This is a genomic window from Mycobacterium simiae, from assembly GCF_008370645.1.
Taxonomy (GTDB): Bacteria; Actinomycetota; Actinomycetes; order Mycobacteriales; family Mycobacteriaceae; genus Mycobacterium; species Mycobacterium simiae_A.
In genome coordinates, this window is record NZ_VTZN01000131.1 from 1 (window position 1) to 15360 (window position 15360).

General features: G+C 65.8%; 15 protein-coding genes. 8 read left to right on the forward strand and 7 right to left on the reverse strand.

Annotation, left to right across the window (positions count from 1 at the left end; translation table 11 throughout):
- Positions 1 to 51: 51 nt before the first annotated feature.
- Positions 52 to 1251 carry a hypothetical protein gene (locus F0Q45_RS27850; RefSeq protein ID WP_373425032.1) on the forward strand — a complete coding sequence of 400 codons (1200 nt, stop codon included), beginning with the start codon at positions 52 to 54 and terminating at the stop codon, positions 1249 to 1251.
- A gap of 346 nt (positions 1252 to 1597) precedes the next feature.
- On the opposite strand, the gene F0Q45_RS18675 is transcribed toward F0Q45_RS27850, so the two are convergent.
- On the reverse strand, positions 1598 to 2248 hold the full coding sequence (locus F0Q45_RS18675; protein WP_223163921.1) for a cyclic nucleotide-binding domain-containing protein: 651 nt from the start codon (positions 2246 to 2248) through the stop codon (positions 1598 to 1600).
- On the opposite strand from F0Q45_RS18675, the gene F0Q45_RS18680 reads away from it, so the two are divergent.
- Entirely contained in the window at positions 2229 to 3059 is an 831-nt protein-coding gene (locus F0Q45_RS18680) for an oxidoreductase (RefSeq protein ID WP_149655354.1), read from the forward strand. The two genes, F0Q45_RS18675 and F0Q45_RS18680, sit on opposite strands and share 20 nt — an antisense overlap.
- Positions 3060 to 3122: 63 nt before the next feature.
- Here the strand turns inward: F0Q45_RS18680 and F0Q45_RS18685 are convergent, their stop codons facing one another.
- Positions 3123 to 3542, reverse strand: a complete 420-nt coding sequence (locus F0Q45_RS18685) for a DoxX family protein (RefSeq protein ID WP_149655355.1) — start codon at positions 3540 to 3542, stop codon at positions 3123 to 3125.
- A gap of 98 nt (positions 3543 to 3640) precedes the next feature.
- On the opposite strand from F0Q45_RS18685, the gene F0Q45_RS18690 reads away from it, so the two are divergent.
- Together F0Q45_RS18690 and F0Q45_RS18695 are read left to right on the forward strand one after the other, a co-directional pair.
- Entirely contained in the window at positions 3641 to 3964 is a 324-nt protein-coding gene (locus tag F0Q45_RS18690; protein WP_149655356.1) for a DMT family transporter, read from the forward strand.
- Complete coding sequence (locus F0Q45_RS18695; RefSeq protein WP_149655357.1) at positions 3961 to 4518, forward strand: TetR/AcrR family transcriptional regulator; 558 nt, start codon at positions 3961 to 3963, stop codon at positions 4516 to 4518. Before F0Q45_RS18690 ends, F0Q45_RS18695 begins: the two co-directional genes overlap by 4 nt.
- Positions 4519 to 4550: 32 nt before the next feature.
- Here F0Q45_RS18695 and F0Q45_RS18700 read toward each other — a convergent pair whose 3' ends face one another.
- Positions 4551 to 6041, reverse strand: a complete 1491-nt coding sequence (locus F0Q45_RS18700; RefSeq protein ID WP_262491059.1) for an MFS transporter — start codon at positions 6039 to 6041, stop codon at positions 4551 to 4553.
- A 130-nt stretch (positions 6042 to 6171) separates the two neighbouring features.
- Here F0Q45_RS18700 and F0Q45_RS18705 point away from each other — a divergent pair, with 130 nt between their 5' ends.
- The 4 genes from F0Q45_RS18705 (at position 6172) to F0Q45_RS18720 (ending at position 11585) form a co-directional block, all read left to right on the forward strand.
- Complete coding sequence (locus F0Q45_RS18705; RefSeq protein ID WP_149655359.1) at positions 6172 to 6939, forward strand: enoyl-CoA hydratase/isomerase family protein; 768 nt, start codon at positions 6172 to 6174, stop codon at positions 6937 to 6939.
- Between the two features lie 7 nt (positions 6940 to 6946).
- A complete protein-coding gene (locus F0Q45_RS18710) occupies positions 6947 to 7822 on the forward strand; it encodes a 3-hydroxyacyl-CoA dehydrogenase family protein (protein WP_149655360.1) in 876 nt (291 codons plus the stop codon).
- Between the two features lie 1262 nt (positions 7823 to 9084).
- On the forward strand, positions 9085 to 10719 hold the full coding sequence (locus F0Q45_RS18715; RefSeq protein WP_149655361.1) for a fatty acyl-AMP ligase: 1635 nt from the start codon (positions 9085 to 9087) through the stop codon (positions 10717 to 10719).
- Between the two features lie 62 nt (positions 10720 to 10781).
- Positions 10782 to 11585 carry a GAF and ANTAR domain-containing protein gene (locus F0Q45_RS18720; protein WP_149655362.1) on the forward strand — a complete coding sequence of 268 codons (804 nt, stop codon included), beginning with the start codon at positions 10782 to 10784 and terminating at the stop codon, positions 11583 to 11585.
- 4 nt (positions 11586 to 11589) lie between these two features.
- Here the strand turns inward: F0Q45_RS18720 and F0Q45_RS18725 are convergent, their stop codons facing one another.
- The 4 genes from F0Q45_RS18725 to F0Q45_RS18740 form a co-directional block, all read right to left on the reverse strand.
- Positions 11590 to 12348 carry a GAF and ANTAR domain-containing protein gene (locus F0Q45_RS18725; RefSeq protein ID WP_149655363.1) on the reverse strand — a complete coding sequence of 253 codons (759 nt, stop codon included), beginning with the start codon at positions 12346 to 12348 and terminating at the stop codon, positions 11590 to 11592.
- A 42-nt stretch (positions 12349 to 12390) separates the two neighbouring features.
- A complete protein-coding gene (locus F0Q45_RS18730; protein WP_149655364.1) occupies positions 12391 to 13098 on the reverse strand; it encodes a GAF and ANTAR domain-containing protein in 708 nt (235 codons plus the stop codon).
- A 205-nt stretch (positions 13099 to 13303) separates the two neighbouring features.
- Positions 13304 to 13456: a hypothetical protein gene (locus F0Q45_RS27855; protein ID WP_223163922.1), complete on the reverse strand. Its 153-nt coding sequence runs from the start codon at positions 13454 to 13456 to the stop codon at positions 13304 to 13306.
- 132 nt (positions 13457 to 13588) lie between these two features.
- A complete protein-coding gene (locus F0Q45_RS18740) occupies positions 13589 to 14722 on the reverse strand; it encodes a glycosyltransferase (protein WP_262491058.1) in 1134 nt (377 codons plus the stop codon).
- Positions 14723 to 15360: the final 638 nt, after the last annotated feature.

Here is a 15360-nt window from a genome sequence, read left to right on the forward strand (position 1 = left end):
AACGCCGGGTTTGTGGGTGATGGCGGGGCCGGTGGCCACGGTGGGCCGGGCATGGCCGGCGGTGTAGGCGCCACCGGCGGCACGCTCATCGGCAACGGCGGCGCCGGCGGTAACGGCGGAGCTGGAATAGCTGGCGCCGGCAGCGGCGGGGCCGGCGGGAATGGCGGCAACTCCGCGGGTCTGTGGGGCAGCGGCGGGCCGGGTGGAGCCGGCGGCGACGGCGGCAACGGTGTCCCCGGCGCCAACCCCGGTCTCGCGCCCCCGGTGACCCCGGCAGCCAACGGCATCGACAATGCCCTTAACGATGGAAAAGCGGGCGGTAATGGCCAGAACGGCGTTCGGATCGGGCAGGCCGGCGGCGACGGCGGCAGCGCCGGCGCGGCAGGACTCAATGCACCGGGCCTTGCCGGCGGGGCCGGCGGCAACGGTGGTCCCGGCGCGCCGGGCGGGGCCGGCGGCGTTGGCGGCAGCGCTGCGTCGAGTGCTAATGTTGTTACGGCCGGGACGGGCGGTGCCGGAGGCGATGGCGGTGTCGGCGCCCCCGGGGGTCCCGGCGGAGAAGGCGGTCGTGGCAATATCAGCGCTCGGGGTGGCACCGGCGGAGCCGGCGGTGACGGTGGCACCGGCGCGGTCGGCGCGGCGGGCGGAACGGGCGGCAGCCATACTGTGGCCGGGGTCGGCGGGGACGGTGGCGTAGGTGGCGCCGGCGGTGCCGCTGCCAATAATGCCGGTCCCGGCGGCGCCGGCGGGGTTGGGGGCGCCGGCGGTCGCGGCGGAACGCTGTTCGGTAACGGCGGCGCCGGCGGTCTCGGGGGTGCGGGCGGCACCGGAGGCGTTGGTGCCATCGGCGGCGACGGCGGGCCCGGCGGGGTCGGGGGGCGAGTCTCTCCCGGCGGCCAGGCCGGCAATGGTGGCGCGGGCGGCGCCGGCGGTACCGGCGGCGATGGCGGTACCGGCGGCGATGGTGCCGCGGGCGGCGCGGGCGGCGCGGGTGGCCTGTTCGGCCAGGCCGGTATCGATGGCGCCGGCGGTATGGGCGGCACCGGCGGGGCCGGCGGCAGCGGCGGAGCCGGTGGGGCTGGTGGTGTCGGCGGCTCCATCAACAACCAGGTCACTGGCATCGGCGGTGATGGCGGAGGCGGCGGTAATGGCGGTACCGGCGGCGCCGGCGGTGCCGGCGCGCCGGGCAGCGCCGGCACCGGCGCTGGTGGTGCCACCGGAGCGCAAGGGGCCAACGGCCTCGACGGGTGATGGCAGCTCCTACAACCGGCCGTGGCCCGCGCCGATCCGGCAGCCAGTTGCGGTGCTGCGACGAACACACCGAGCTGATCCATTTGTGCTACTCACGTCGTAGGTCGCTGCGACCGCCCGGTCAGCGCTACCTCGGATTCGCGCGCAGGTAGCTGTAGTGGCCAGAGCCACGCTGCCGCAAGCCGACGACCTGCTCAGGGAGAAATGCGCCGCCCGCAAGGAGGCTATCGGGCGATGCGAACGACGTTCGCCGCACCTGAGTTCACCGACGACCCGCTATCACACGCTGATGAACGCGCCTACGGCACCGGTGGTTTCGGTTGACCTAAGCGCGGTTGCTGCAGCCTCAGTCGATGGCATCACGATAGATGTCCAAGAGCCGAAACCTGGTCGCGTCCAGATACTCTCCGAGCATGGCGATGACACGCTTTTGCAACTCGTACCCGAGTTCGTGATCGGCTTCGCACTTCTCGCGCAGGCACTTGCCGTCGAAAACGATCGCCCGCGTCATCTCCGTCGCGCGGGCATCGAACCGCCAATTGTACGGCGGCACCAACCAGGACCACCCGAAAATTTCCCCGTCTCCGAGTGTCTGCACAATCAGGCTGCCATGACCGGGAGCGGAGGTTTCGAGCGCAATCTTGCCGGCGCGAATGAGATAGAAGTGATCGGCCCGCTCACCTTCACGGCAGATCAGCTCACCGGCATCAAAGCGCACGTTTGCCGCACACCCGACCGCCAACTGCAGATAACGAGGGTCCATCCCGCCGAAAAACGGATGCCCGGCCAGAACGCCTTCGAGCGTCCTCACGCATGTTCCTTTCCTTGCTCCGAATTGAGTGCTTGAGACGGACGATAGAGGATTGTGCGGGTATTCGTCCGCAATCGTCACCATAGGTTCGCGGATCGGCTGAGTCCCCATAGTATTGCCGCTGCGCGCCTCTTTGGTGTGCGTCGACCCGGGAGGAGACTGTGGGATGTCGACCTGGCTGATCACCGGGTGTTCCAGTGGCCTTGGCCGCGCTCTGGCCGAGGCGGTTATCGGCGCGGGTCACAACGCCGTCGTTACCGCACGCGACGTCACCAGCGTCACTGCCCTGGCCGAAGCCACACCTGACCGGGTGCTCACCGTCACGTTGGATGTCACCAAAGCTGCTCAAGTCGCCTCGGCGGTGCGACAAGCCCACGAGCGATTCGGCGGCATCGACGTCCTGGTCAACAACGCCGGCTACGGTTATCGCGCCGCGGTGGAAGAGGCCGACGACGCCGACATCCGCGCCCTGTTCGAGACCCACTTCTACGGCACCGTGGCCATGATCAAGGCAGCGCTACCAGGTATGCGGGCCCGCCGCTCCGGCTCGATCGTGAACATCTCCTCGATCGCCGTCCAACTAACGCCAGTGGCGTCGGGCTACTACGCCGCAGCCAAAGCCGCCGTCGAGGGGATGAGCGGCGCCCTGCGCGGTGAGCTTGCGCCCCTTGGCATTTCGGTCATGATTGTGGAACCGGGGGCCTTTCGCACTGACTTCGCCGGGCGCTCGCTCACGCAGTCGGCCAGGGTCATCGACGATTACGCCGCCACCGCAGGGCAACGGCGCATCGAGAACGACACCATGGATGGCACCCAGGCGGGTGACCCCGCCAAGGCGGCAGCCGCGATCGTCGCGGCCGTCGAATCACCTGAGCCGCCGGCGTTTTTACTCCTTGGGCCCGACGCGCTGATGGCCTATCGCTACATCGCCGAGCAGCGTGCCAAAGAGGTTGCCACGTGGGAGCAGCTGACCGTCGGCACCGACCTCGACTCGTAAAGTCTTCGCGCGGCGACCCAACGCAGTCTTGTCATGTGCGCTGAGTCGCCAAACACCCCGCCGTCACCGCTTATCGCGTTGGGTGTCGATCGAATAGCTGCCCGCACCCAAAAAGACCAGCAGGAAAAAGCCCCAGCAGAACAAGATCGCCGGCGTTCCACTATTGCCGTCCGGCGGGCCACCGATCGGCCACAAAGCGTGCGGCTGATGCATCCAGAAGTATGCGACCGCCATCTCCCCCGACGCGACGAACGCCGCAGCACGGGTGCACAACCCGACGGCTATCAGCAGCCCAGTGACGAATTCGATTAGTCCGGCGTACCAGCCGGGCCAAGATCCGAAATCCACCGGCTGCGGCGTCCGGGTGGGCCAACCGAAGAGAATCATCGATCCGTACCCGGCGAACAGCAAGCCGTAGACAAACCGGAAAAGACCCAGCACTGCCGGCGAATAACCGGCGAGGTCTTTGCGATTCAGCGCCATGGCACAACGCTACGGCGCGACCGGGACCGATAGCCGGCACCGGGGTTCCCAAACATAGTGTACATTTGTACATGTACTTTCGTACACGAGGAGGAGTCTTGACCTATCTGTTCCTTTTCTGCGCCATCTTCGCTGAGGTGGTGGCAACCAGCCTGCTGAAAAGCACTGAAGGCTTCACCCGGCTGTGGCCGACAGTGGTCTGCCTGGCCGGCTACGCTATCGCTTTTGCGCTGCTGGCAGCCTCGATCTCGCGCGGCATGCAGACCGACGTCGCTTACGCCCTGTGGTCGGCGATCGGCACGGCGGCCATCGTGCTGATCGCCGTGCTGTTCCTAGGTTCACCGGTGACCGTGGCGAAGGTCTTGGGCGTGGGACTGATCATCGGCGGGGTGGCCACGCTGAACCTGTCGGGTGCGCATTGATCACGGAGTCCCGGCGCCGCCCGCGCGACCCCGCTGGTCGGCGGCAGTCCATCATCGAAGCGGCCGGGCGCGTGATCGCCCGCCATGGTCTCGGCGAGCTAACCCACCGCCGGGTCGCCGCCGAGGCCGATGTGCCGGTCGGTTCGACCACCTACTACTTCAGCGACCTGGGGGCGCTGCGGGAAGCAGCGCTCGCGCACGTCGCGACGAGCGCGGCCGACTGGCTCCGGCGATGGCAGCATGATCTCGACGAATCCACCGACCTGCCGGCCACCCTGGCCCGGCTGACGGCCGACTACCTGACCGACTTGGACAGGCATCGAACGCTCAACGAGTTGTACGTCGCGGCAAGTCACCAGCCGGAGTTGCAGACCCTGGCCCAGCTGTGGCCGGAGGGTTTGGTAGCTCTGCTCGAACCACGCATCGGCCGTCGCGCCGCCGAGGCAGTCACCGTCTTCCTCGACGGCGCCACGCTGCATACGCTGATCACCGGCAAGCCGCTGGGTATCGAAGCGCTTTCCGACGCAATCGCCAGGTTGGCGGGCGATAGCTGACCGGCACCCTCGGCTCGCTGGCGGTACGTGCGTTAGGCCGCTTCCCGGGCGCTACTGGGACGGCGGGTACACGGGTCTTGGCAGGCATGGTTGATTCCGGGCAATACCTGATGTACGACATCAACGCCGGTGCGGATGGTGAGGGCGGCGATAATTCCCCCGATTACGCAGAGGGCCGCGGTGATGAACATCGCGAAGGTGAAGCCGCCGCCGAGCGGCTGCCCGGGGCCGGCACGGATGCCGGCCACGACCGGTAGCACCGCGATGGCCAGTAGTCCGGCGCTGCGTGCGACGGCGTTGTTCACACCAGATGCGATGCCGGCATGGTTATCCGATACCGCGGACAGTACGGCCGCGGTCAACGGCGCTACCGTGATCGCCAGTCCGACACCGAACACGACGACGGCGGGCAGAATTGCTCCCAGGTATGTCGTGCCGGGCACAATGCGCGCCATCAAGGCCAACCCCGCAGCGGCGATGAGCGGACCGACAGTCATGGGCAGCCGGGGTCCGAGACGTTGCCCAAGTGCACCGGCCCACGGCGAGCCGATCAGCATGATGACCTCGATGGGCATCATGGCAAGGCCGGCCGCCAGCGCCGAGTAGTGCAGGCTTTGCTGGAGCTGAAGGGCCAGCAGAAACAACGAGCCGCTGATGGCGGTGTAGACGGCCAGGGTGGTGAGGTTGGCACCGCTGAACTGCCGGGAACGAAAGATCTGCAGCGGCAATAGCGGCGACTGCGCCCGGTGCTCGATCGCCGGAAAGGCAACCAGCGCCGCGAGGCCAATGCTGGCGATGATCACGGTGGTCGATGTCCAGCCGCGAGCGTGCGCCTCGATCAGCGCGTAGATCACGCCGCCCAAACCTACTGTGACAGCGGCAGTTCCGAGGAAATCGGGGTGGCCTCCGGCGGCCGGGTTGCGGGATTCGGCAAGGTGCCGGACCGCGATCCACGCCACCACCGCGGCGACCGGAACGTTCAAGAAGAACACCCAGCGCCATGACGCGGAGTCGACCAGCCAACCGCCAATGAACGGGCCCAGCGCGCTCGTCACCCCGGACATGCCGGCCCAAATGCCCACTGCGCGGCCCCGGTCGGCACCGATGATGCCGGTGTCGATCAAGGCAAGGCTGCCGGGAACCAGCGCGGCCGCCCCGACACCCTGCACTAGCCGGGCGCCGATCAACCAACCAGGGGTGGGCGCAAGACCGCAGGCTAGCGACGCCGCGGTGAAGACAAGCAACCCACCGATGAACACCCTGCGGCGCCCATAGCGGTCTCCCGCAGCGCCCCCGGCGAGCAACAACGCGCTCTGCGTCAACAGGTAACCGCTAAGGACCCATTGCAGGTCGGTCAGCCCGGCGCCGAGATTGCGCCCGATCGTTGGTAACGCGACGTTGACGACGGTGCTGTCCAGAAAGGCCATCCCCGAACCGAGGAACGCCGCGGCGATCAGCCACCGTGCGCCGGAAGAAGCCAACGGCAGCTGGTGGGCCTGCCCAGGCGTGCCGCTCGTTGACAGCGTCACAGCTGACCTCGCTCTCCTAGGTAAACGTCGCGCGTCGACGATCTCCGGCGCTTCGTGCGGGTCGCACGCATTCGCGGTTTGCGCATGTTAGGTTCGGGCTCGTCATCAGAACAGGAGTAACAGTATGCCAACAACTTTCGAGTCCTATCGCAATGCGTTCCCCAACGCTCGGCTAAGTCGTGACGACGCGGGCGTGTTAGAGATCGTATTGCACACCAACGGGGACAAGTTGGTGTTCAACGGCTACACAGACGAGCAATTCGTCGACCTGTTCCATCTAGTCGGGCAGGACCGGGACAACCGGGTCGTGATTCTGACCGGGGCCGGCGACGCGTTCATGGACACCGTGGACACCGAGGGCCTCGACTTCTTCACACCGGCAGGCTTCGACAAGATCTACCGCGCCGGAAAGAAAACGTTGATGAACATCCTCGACATCGAGGCCCCGATGATCGCCGCGCTCAACGGGCCGGTGCTACTGCACTCGGAATACATCTTGCTGTGTGACATCGTGCTGGCCACCCCACAGACGGTATTTCAGGACAAGCCGCATCTGGAATTCGGATTCGTGCCGGGCGACGGCGTAAACCTGTTGTGGCCAGAGGTGATCGGCAGCATTCGGGGCCGTTATTTCCTGCTGACGCGCCAGGTGCTGGACGCGCAGACCGCCCAGGAGTGGGGCGTGATCAACGAAATCCTGCCCGGTGAGCAGCTGTTGGCTCGAGCCCGCGAAATCGCCGCCGGCCTCGCCAAGCTGCCTCCGCTGACTAGCAGATACACCCGCACGGCGCTGACCCAGCGGCTCAGAAGGATCATCGACGAGAATGTCGGCTACAGCCTGGCGCTGGAAGCAATCAGCGCCGCTGACGTCGGCCGGCGCGCGGCCGACTGAACAATCGATGCCCTACGCAATTCCCACCGACGTCGAACAACGGCCCGTTCTGGTCGTCGGAGCGGGTACGCTCGGCGCTCGTATTGCGTTGATGTTCGCCCTGGGCGGCAGCCGAGTACGCATCTACAACCGCACCCGGGATCGCGCCGAATCAGCCAAGCGCTTCGTGGCCGACCAGTTGCCGCACGCTCGCGACATGCTGGCTGTTACCAGCCCACCGGGAACCGTTGAGGTTGTCACACCGCTCGAGGATGCCGTTGCGGGGGCCTGGCTCATCATCGAGTCGGTGGCAGAAGATCTCGCAATCAAGCGGCCGCTACTGGCCGCCGTCGACGGGCTCGCCGACCAGGACGCGATCGTGGCGACGAACTCATCGTCATATCCGAGCAGCCAGATGGCCAGCGCCGTTAAACATCCCGAGCGGCTGCTGAACATGCACTTCCTGATGCCCCCGCTGGCCAACAGCGTCGAATTGATGTCCTGCGGCACGACCGAAGGTGCCATCATCGACGCGCTGAAAAAACTTCTGCCCCGCTACCGGCTGGTGCCATTCGAGGTGCGACGGGAGAGCGTCGGCCTCATCTTCAACCGCATCTGGGCCGCCATCAAGCGCGAGGCGCTCATGGTTGTGCAGGAGGGTGTGGCGACCCCCGAGGATGTCGACCGGATCTTTGTGGACGTCCTCCGCTCGCCCGCTGGGCCGTTCCGCATGATGGATCAGATCGGCCTCGACGTGGTGCTCGACGTCGAGGAGCACTACGCGCAGGTCCGCGACGGCATACCCGAAGGACCGCGCATGCTGCTGCGCGAATACCTCGCTCGCGGGCACCTCGGAGTCAAGAGCCGCCGCGGGTTCTACTCCGACTACGACACCGGCACCTGACGACGGGTGTGGTTATCTGGCAGGGGCTTCGGCTTTATCACCGCTGACGCCAGCGCAAAAGACCTGTCGCCCACCATTTTAAGATCCAAGGGGACGGTTATGGCTGCCCAGATCCTAGAGGTGAATCAACGAGTCCAGGTTTCGGGACCAGCCAGGGGCCTACAGATCCGCAGGCGGCGCGGATAACCGCTGTCTAGCAATTCAGCGCGAAAACCCTTGGTGCCGATACGGTTTCGACCTAATTTTGACCAGAGCGCATATGTACGGTCAGCTCGGCCTGCGCACACGAAGCCGTGCTCTGCCGCCCTCGGAGAAGGCAATCCGAGGGTCGCCATGAGCGCGCTGTCCTGCTACGTCGACTTCCTGATCGTCGAATCAACCCGGTCGGGCCGTGCCATCGCGATGATCGATAAGCCAATCACAGGTATTCTGCGATTCCGCGGAGCGGATGAGACCAACACAACACGCTGTCATGTTGCGCGGCGACACCGCCCGATGACCTGACTCATGCGAAATGCACCGGCCGCCCACTCGCGTGGCGCTGGCCACAATCCAGTATCGCCGAGGGGTCGACTGACTTCTATTGGCACCGAGATGATTTCGATGCGATTTGGGAAGAACCAGTGACTAGCCATCGCGCAGTCAATTGCGCAGCTGGCGCGAAGTAGGTCAGACAGGCCTGGCTTCGACCGTGCGGATGCCTTCGTAGGCTCACGCGGCGCTTAGCAATTTCCCGAATGCCCAAGCTGGGATATGGTTATCCCGGTTGACTACCCAGCCGCCCGGAAACGTCCGGTGGCGATCTTTCAAGAGGTCCCCACCGTAACGTAGTCTGCATCGCCCTGCTGAGCCGACAGTTACAGGGTTTGTGCTATCGGACTGATGCTGACGGAGTCCCGTGCTCGGCGCCTCAGAGGTGATCACCGCACCTGGCGGTGACATCGGCGCGCCCTACGCATCATCGCCCGTGCATGTGTACCGTTCATGCTCGATACCCCGCTTTCCGCCGGAGCGACGGATCATCTGGGGTTGTGCCTTGATGGGGGCCGGCCCTCTCGCCGCGCCGTCGGGAGCCTCATTCGCGGGCGGGCGGCAGTCCTACCGCAGCAACACCAGCGGTGCCGGCACGCCCGTAATTTCGGTTGGAGCTTCGCGGGCCAATACCACGACATTCACCAGTTCACCTGTCACGCGCCGTCCACCGTTGAACGCGGCACCCGTAGTCAGTGACCAACCGCATCGCCGAAGCCCAAGGAGTGGTCTTGAGTAAGTTCACCGAAACTATGTATGACACAGCGGAATCCAGTTCGAAGGGTCTGGTCACCGGGGAGCCGGACTGCCCCGTCCGGCATACCTGGCGGGAGGTGCACGAACGAGCCCGTCGAATCGCGGGCGGGTTGGCCACCGCCGGCGTCAGCGGCGGTGACGCGGTCCCGGTGCTAGCCGGCGCCCCTGCCGAGATTGCGCCGGCAGCGCAGGGCATCTGGATGCGCGGCGCCAGCCTGACCATGCTGCATCAGCCCACCGCTCGCACCGATCTTGCGCGCTGGGCCAAGGAAACCATCGCCGTCATCAAAATGATCGGTGCCAATACAGTTGTCATCTCCGACCCGTTCATGGCCGCAGCCCCGTTGCTGTCCCAGCTGGGCATGCGAGTGCTGATCCTCGAACAGCTACTCGACAGCGATCCGATCGATCCGGCCGACACCGACGACGACGACATCGCGCTGCTGCAACTGACGTCCGGCTCCACCGGGTCGCCGAAGGCCGTCCAGATCACACACCGCAACTTCGTGTCCAACGCCGAGGCGATGTTCATCGGTGCCGAAGTCGACATCGATACCGACGTGATCGTGAGCTGGTTGCCGCTGTTCCACGACATGGGCATGACCGGCTTCTTGACCGTGCCGATGTTTTTCGGCACCGAATTGGTCAAAATCACCCCCATGGACTTCCTGCGCGACACCTTGCTGTGGGCCAAGCTCATCGACAAGTACCGGGGCACGATGACCGCGGCGCCAAACTTCGCCTACAAGCTGTTCGCCCGACGCCTTCGCAAGCTGGCCCGGCCCGGCCAGTTCGACCTGTCCACCCTGCGATGGGCGCTGTCGGGCGCCGAACAAGTCGAACCCGCCGACGTCGAGGACCTGTGCGAAGCTGGCCGGCCGTTCGGGTTACGTCCGGAGGCCATCCTGCCGGCTTACGGCATGGCCGAGGCGACGGTGGCCGTATCGTTCACCGAGTGCGGCGCCGGCCTGGTGGTCGATGAGGTCGACGCCGATATGCTCGCCGCACTACATCGAGCTGTCCCGGCGACCAGAGGAAAAACCCGGCGACTGGCCACGCTTGGCCGTCTGCTGAAGGGGCTCGCAGCCCGCGTTGTCGACGACGATGGCAACATCTTGCCTGCGCGAGCCGTTGGCGTCATTCAGCTGCGCGGCGAACCGGTGACGGCGGGCTACACCACGATGGCCGGTTTCGTCGGCGCTCAGGACGAGCAGGGTTGGTACGACACCGGCGACCTGGGCTATCTCACCGAGACCGGCCGGGTGGTTGTCTGCGGCCGAGTCAAGGATGTGATCATCATGGCCGGCCGCAACATCTATCCGACCGACATTGAACGCGCCGCCGCGCGGGTATCCGGGGTCCGGCCCGGCTGCGCCGTGGCGGTGCGCCTGGATGCCGGCCACCGGCGGGAATCGTTCGCTGTCGCCGTAGAGTCCAACACCTGGCAGGACCCCGTCGAAGTGCGCCGTATCGAGCATCAAGTGGCCCACGAGGTGGTGGCCGAGGTTGACGTCCGGCCTCGCAACGTGATTGTGCTCGAGCCGGGGACCATCCCCAAAACACCGTCGGGAAAACTGCGACGCGCCCACACGCTGGCTCTGATCGACTGATTCTTGCGGGCGCGGAAAAGAGTACATTCATCGCTCACTACGGGTGCCCGCGAGGAGGGATGTTGACCGACTTCGACGCCCAGCCTGGCCGCACCGCGCCGCCACAGCCCGAACTCTCGCCTACCCGCCGGGAAGCAGATGAGGCCGAACTGTATGCCGGGCTCAGCCGAGTGGCGGGGATCGTAGCCGGCGCCCAAGGCGTGATCGACCTGCTGCGGGACGTGGCGGAATTCGCCGCGCAGGCAATCCCCGGCGCCGAAGGTGCGGGCGTCGCCTTGATCGACCCGCGACACGGCATACCCAGCGCGCAGACATGGGCGGCGACCGAGCTTCTGATCCGTGAGATCGACACCGTTCAGTATCAAGAAATGAACGAGGGGCCATCCATCACGTGCATGCAGTCGCGGCGACCTACAGTGAGCGGATCGATGGGCAGCGACAGCCGTTGGCCACACTTCGGTGGCCGGGTAGCCCGCATGCGCATGCACTCCGCGCTCGCGCTGCCGTTGATCGTGGGCGACCAGGTGATCGGCTCAATTAATGCCTACGCCAAGAGCCGCGACGCCTTCGCCGAGCACGCCGTACGGTTGGGATCTCAGTTCGCCAGGCCCGCCGCAGTGGCGGTGTACAACGCGCAGCTGTTGGCCAACGCCCAGGAACGGACGCTGCGATTGCAACACGCGTTGGACAGCCGGGCAGTGATTGATCAGGCGATCGGCATCCTGCGCAGCCGGTCAGGCAGCACCGCTGAGCAGGCCTTCGAACGGCTCACTCACATCAGCCAAACCGAGAACATCAAGCTGCACATCGTCGCCGAGCGGCTGGTCGAGGAGGCTGTGCGGCGCGCCCGCGCACGGCACCGCTGAACCGTTATCGCGGTGGTGCGCCCAGGAGGTTGGCCAGTTCCGCCACCAGCGCCGGCCGGGACTGGCGATCGGTCATCAATCTGCGGGCTACGTCGGTCAGGTGTTCGCCATTGCCGCGCGCGTAGGTGCGTAACAGCTGAAAAGCCTCCTGCACTGACACATCCAGCATCTCGCGCAGCAGGCCCTTGGCCTGTTCGATGATCACGCGGCTGGTCAGCGCGGAACGTAGTTGCGGCATCAGGGTAGAAGGTGTCGGTGGGTGTTCCTGCAGGAGCGCGACGCATGCGATGTGTGACAGGGTCTGACTCACCACCTGATCTGCTTCGCTCAGCTCGCCAGGGCGGGCGCCGAACAAGCCGAGGGCGCCCAATACGATGCCGGCCGCGCGCATCGGGACGGCATGCACGGAGGCGAAGCCGGCCCCGACCGCGGCCGGCACAAACCGCGGCCAACGCGCTGCTGCTTGTTCAATGTCGGAGACCGAAACGGGTTGGCCGGTGGCATAGCAGTCCATGCAGGGGCCTTCGTCGGCTTGCAGCTGGAACAGTTCGAGTTCGCGGGCCTGTTCCGAGGTGGCAGCCAGCAGGCGGAGCTGGTGCAGCGGGTCGGCAAGCAGAAATGCGGCCGCGTCGATGTCGAGCAGCTCAGCACATCGCTCGGTGAGCCCGGTCAGCAGATCGACGACGTCGAAGTCGTCAAGCAGGCTATCGACGAGCGACACGACGGCGGCCAGCACACGGGTTTCGCGAGGGGTGTCAGTCACGTTGAACTCCTTCCTGGGCGGTGCCTGGTCGGCGATTGCGCATCAGTCGGCCTCGAGCTTCAGCCGGCGGTCGAGGATGTCGCGAGCGACGTCGGTGGCGCTGCGGCCGGTGGCGTAGGCGTGGGCGCGCAGCCGAACAAGGGCCTCGGCCGGCTCAACTTCCAACTGGGCAACGAGCATGCCGGTGGCTTGGCTAACCTCCGTGCGGCTCAGCACGTTCAGTTCAGCCCAGGCATTGCTGGTGGGGTCGGCGACGGCAGCCTGTAGGTCAGCGTTCAGGAGGTCCAGCAGCGGGATGCCTGCGAGTTCCGCGGCGGCGATTGCGCCGACCAAGTCCTCACTCGGCAGCTGGCCCGGCTGGACGCGGAAGAGGTCTAGGGCGCCGACAAACTCACCGGCCACGACGACTGGTATCGCATAGACTCCTCTGACCTGGTGGGCCAGTATGGCGGGCCGGTAGGCGGGCCAACGAGTCTCGTCAGGATCGGCGAGGTCGACGACCAGGATCGGAATCCGGCGGGCAACAGCCTCCAGGCACGGTCCCTCGCCCAGGGTGAACTGCAGTTCGTCGTACCTGCGCGCAGACTCGCCGCTGCACCCTAGTGTTCCGCTGCTGGCGCCGTCGAAGACGAGCGAAATCGCCGCGGCGTCGACATCGAGGAGAACGACACAAGCCTCGCAAATACGGTCAGCGGCCGCTACCCCGCGCCGGCCGTCGACAGCGGTGAGGAGCTGCTCATGGATCGCCACATCTAGCCGAGCAGGATTCGGGCAGCTGTGCACGTGCCCGGCGTTCTCGGCGGCAGGATCATTCCTCCACCTTCCACTAGTTGGAGGGATTTGACGAGCGCACGCCTGCTATTTCCGGAGCGGACGGGCTGCCCACGGCTTATCGCCGCCGCCTTGGGTCGACGGGGCGCCACGCTCCAAACTCAAAGACTGGCAACTGGAGTCGTTACCACACAGTCGATAACCATCGCGCGTGCTGCAACGTCGAGATCACCGCCAAGGCCGACTCCGCGGGTGTGGACACCAGCGCCCAAGGCCGCGAACTGCCATCGCCCGCGGTGATGCCGACCCGCTGCTGAGCGGCGCGCTCGAACAGCATCATGGCGACCGGCGCGCCCAGGCGACATTACTGCACGCGGCCGCAGTCCCGAGACCCCAGATGCACCCGCCCCAAGGGGTCTTCAAGGGCCGGCTCATCGACCCAGCGGCCAGGTGGTTGGCGACGTTCTGGTCATACGCGTGCTCGTCGCTGCGCGAGGACCCGACGGGCCAACCCCAGGTAGGCTCCCGCGACCACCTGCCAGGCCATCGCGGGCGCCAATCGGCGGGCCTCGGCCGCCATCGCACCGGCAAGCCGCGGTTCCGTCAGCACATGACGCAGGACAGATACCAGCGCATCCGGATCGTCGTGCGCAACAACGATTCCGGCGCCGCTGGCCAGCAACTCGACGGCGTGCGGGAACGCGGTGGCCACAACCGGCCGGCCGCTCGCGACAGCGTCGACCAGGGCGCCCGAGGTGACCTGATCGGTCGAGTCGTAGGGCAGGACGACGACGGCCGCGGACTGGACGAGAGCGGTCAGCATCGGAACGTTGCGGTAACCTGCATCGAGGCAAACCGAATCCGCGACCCCGCTACGCCGCACCCGTTCGATCAGGTCATCTCGGTACGCCTCGCCAGCGGCGAGCAGCACCTTCGGATGCGTTGGGCCCGCGACCAGGTACCGCGGCCGGCCGGGCAAACCACTAAGCGAGCGCATTGCGTCGATCACCCGCTCGATGCCCTTGCCCGGGCCGAGCAGGCCCCAAGTCAGCAGGGTCGGTCGGCCGCCCCGTACGCAGGCGTCCGTTGGGACTCTCGCCCCGCGCGGGATGGTGGCGACTTTGCGGCGGTCGATATCGAAGCCACACAATAACCGCTGGCAGGCCGCATCGGACATCACTATCAGCTGATCCGCCCGCGCCGCAATCGCCTCAATGACCGAACGCTGTTGTAACGAAGGGTTTTTAAGAACCGCGTGGGCTATCACGATAGACGGGACCCGCAGCCCGTCGATGATGTCTAGGACTTCGTCTCCATTGACACCTCCGTAGATGCCATCGTCATGCTGGATAATTGCGATGTCGCTCTGATTCAGCAATTCAGCACACGCCGCGACGGATTTCGGCGAGCCGTTGATCAGCTCACCGATCACACGGCTGCTCGAGGACGGCGGGTCGTCGAAAACTCGCACCACGCGGACGTCGGCGCCGTGGGCGGTCAACGCATGGGCCAGCGCAGCACTGAAAGTCGCCAGCCCGCACAGTGTCGGTGGGTACGTGCTGAGAATGCCGAAACTCGGAGAGCCAGAAAACCCTTGACCCACAACGGAAACTGTCGACGGTTCAAAAGTCCATGAAGCGCTCACGGTGATCCCAACTGCGGTTGTCACCTGCGCGTTCGAGGTGAGCGGTCATTCGGTGCGGTCAGCGCCAAACGACCGACTCATCTTGGACTAGCTGGGCTTCCGACCCATTCGACGATACACCTCCAAAGTCGGCTCGTGACGTCGGCGTGCCAGCGGCCTCACGAACCTCACGTCTTCGCGGGAAAATCCGGTTAACTCCCCGTAGTCGGGGTAAGGTCGAGAAATCGGGACCAACCAGGCCCCCACGACGACGGGGCCAGCAGATGTCCGACAAGTCTCCTCGACAAACCATGAGCAAAAAATCCGGAAAGTCGTTGAAGGAGAAACGCGTCGACAAGCGCGCCAAGTCAGCTCGCCGCGCAGCATCCACCGAGGCAATACTTCACAACAAGAAGCACTGAGGCGCAACGGCTTTCATTCGCACGTTTACCACCTGGCTCGCTTCGGTATATCGCGCCGCGACTCCTGGCGACCCGGCTGCGGCGACGTAGCGGTACAGATCGAGGATCTGTTCTTCGGCCTCCGGCGGGAAGACGGTTCAACTTGCGCAGCAGTCCGCGCGTGACCTCATCGGCCAATCGGACCGGCTGCTTCTC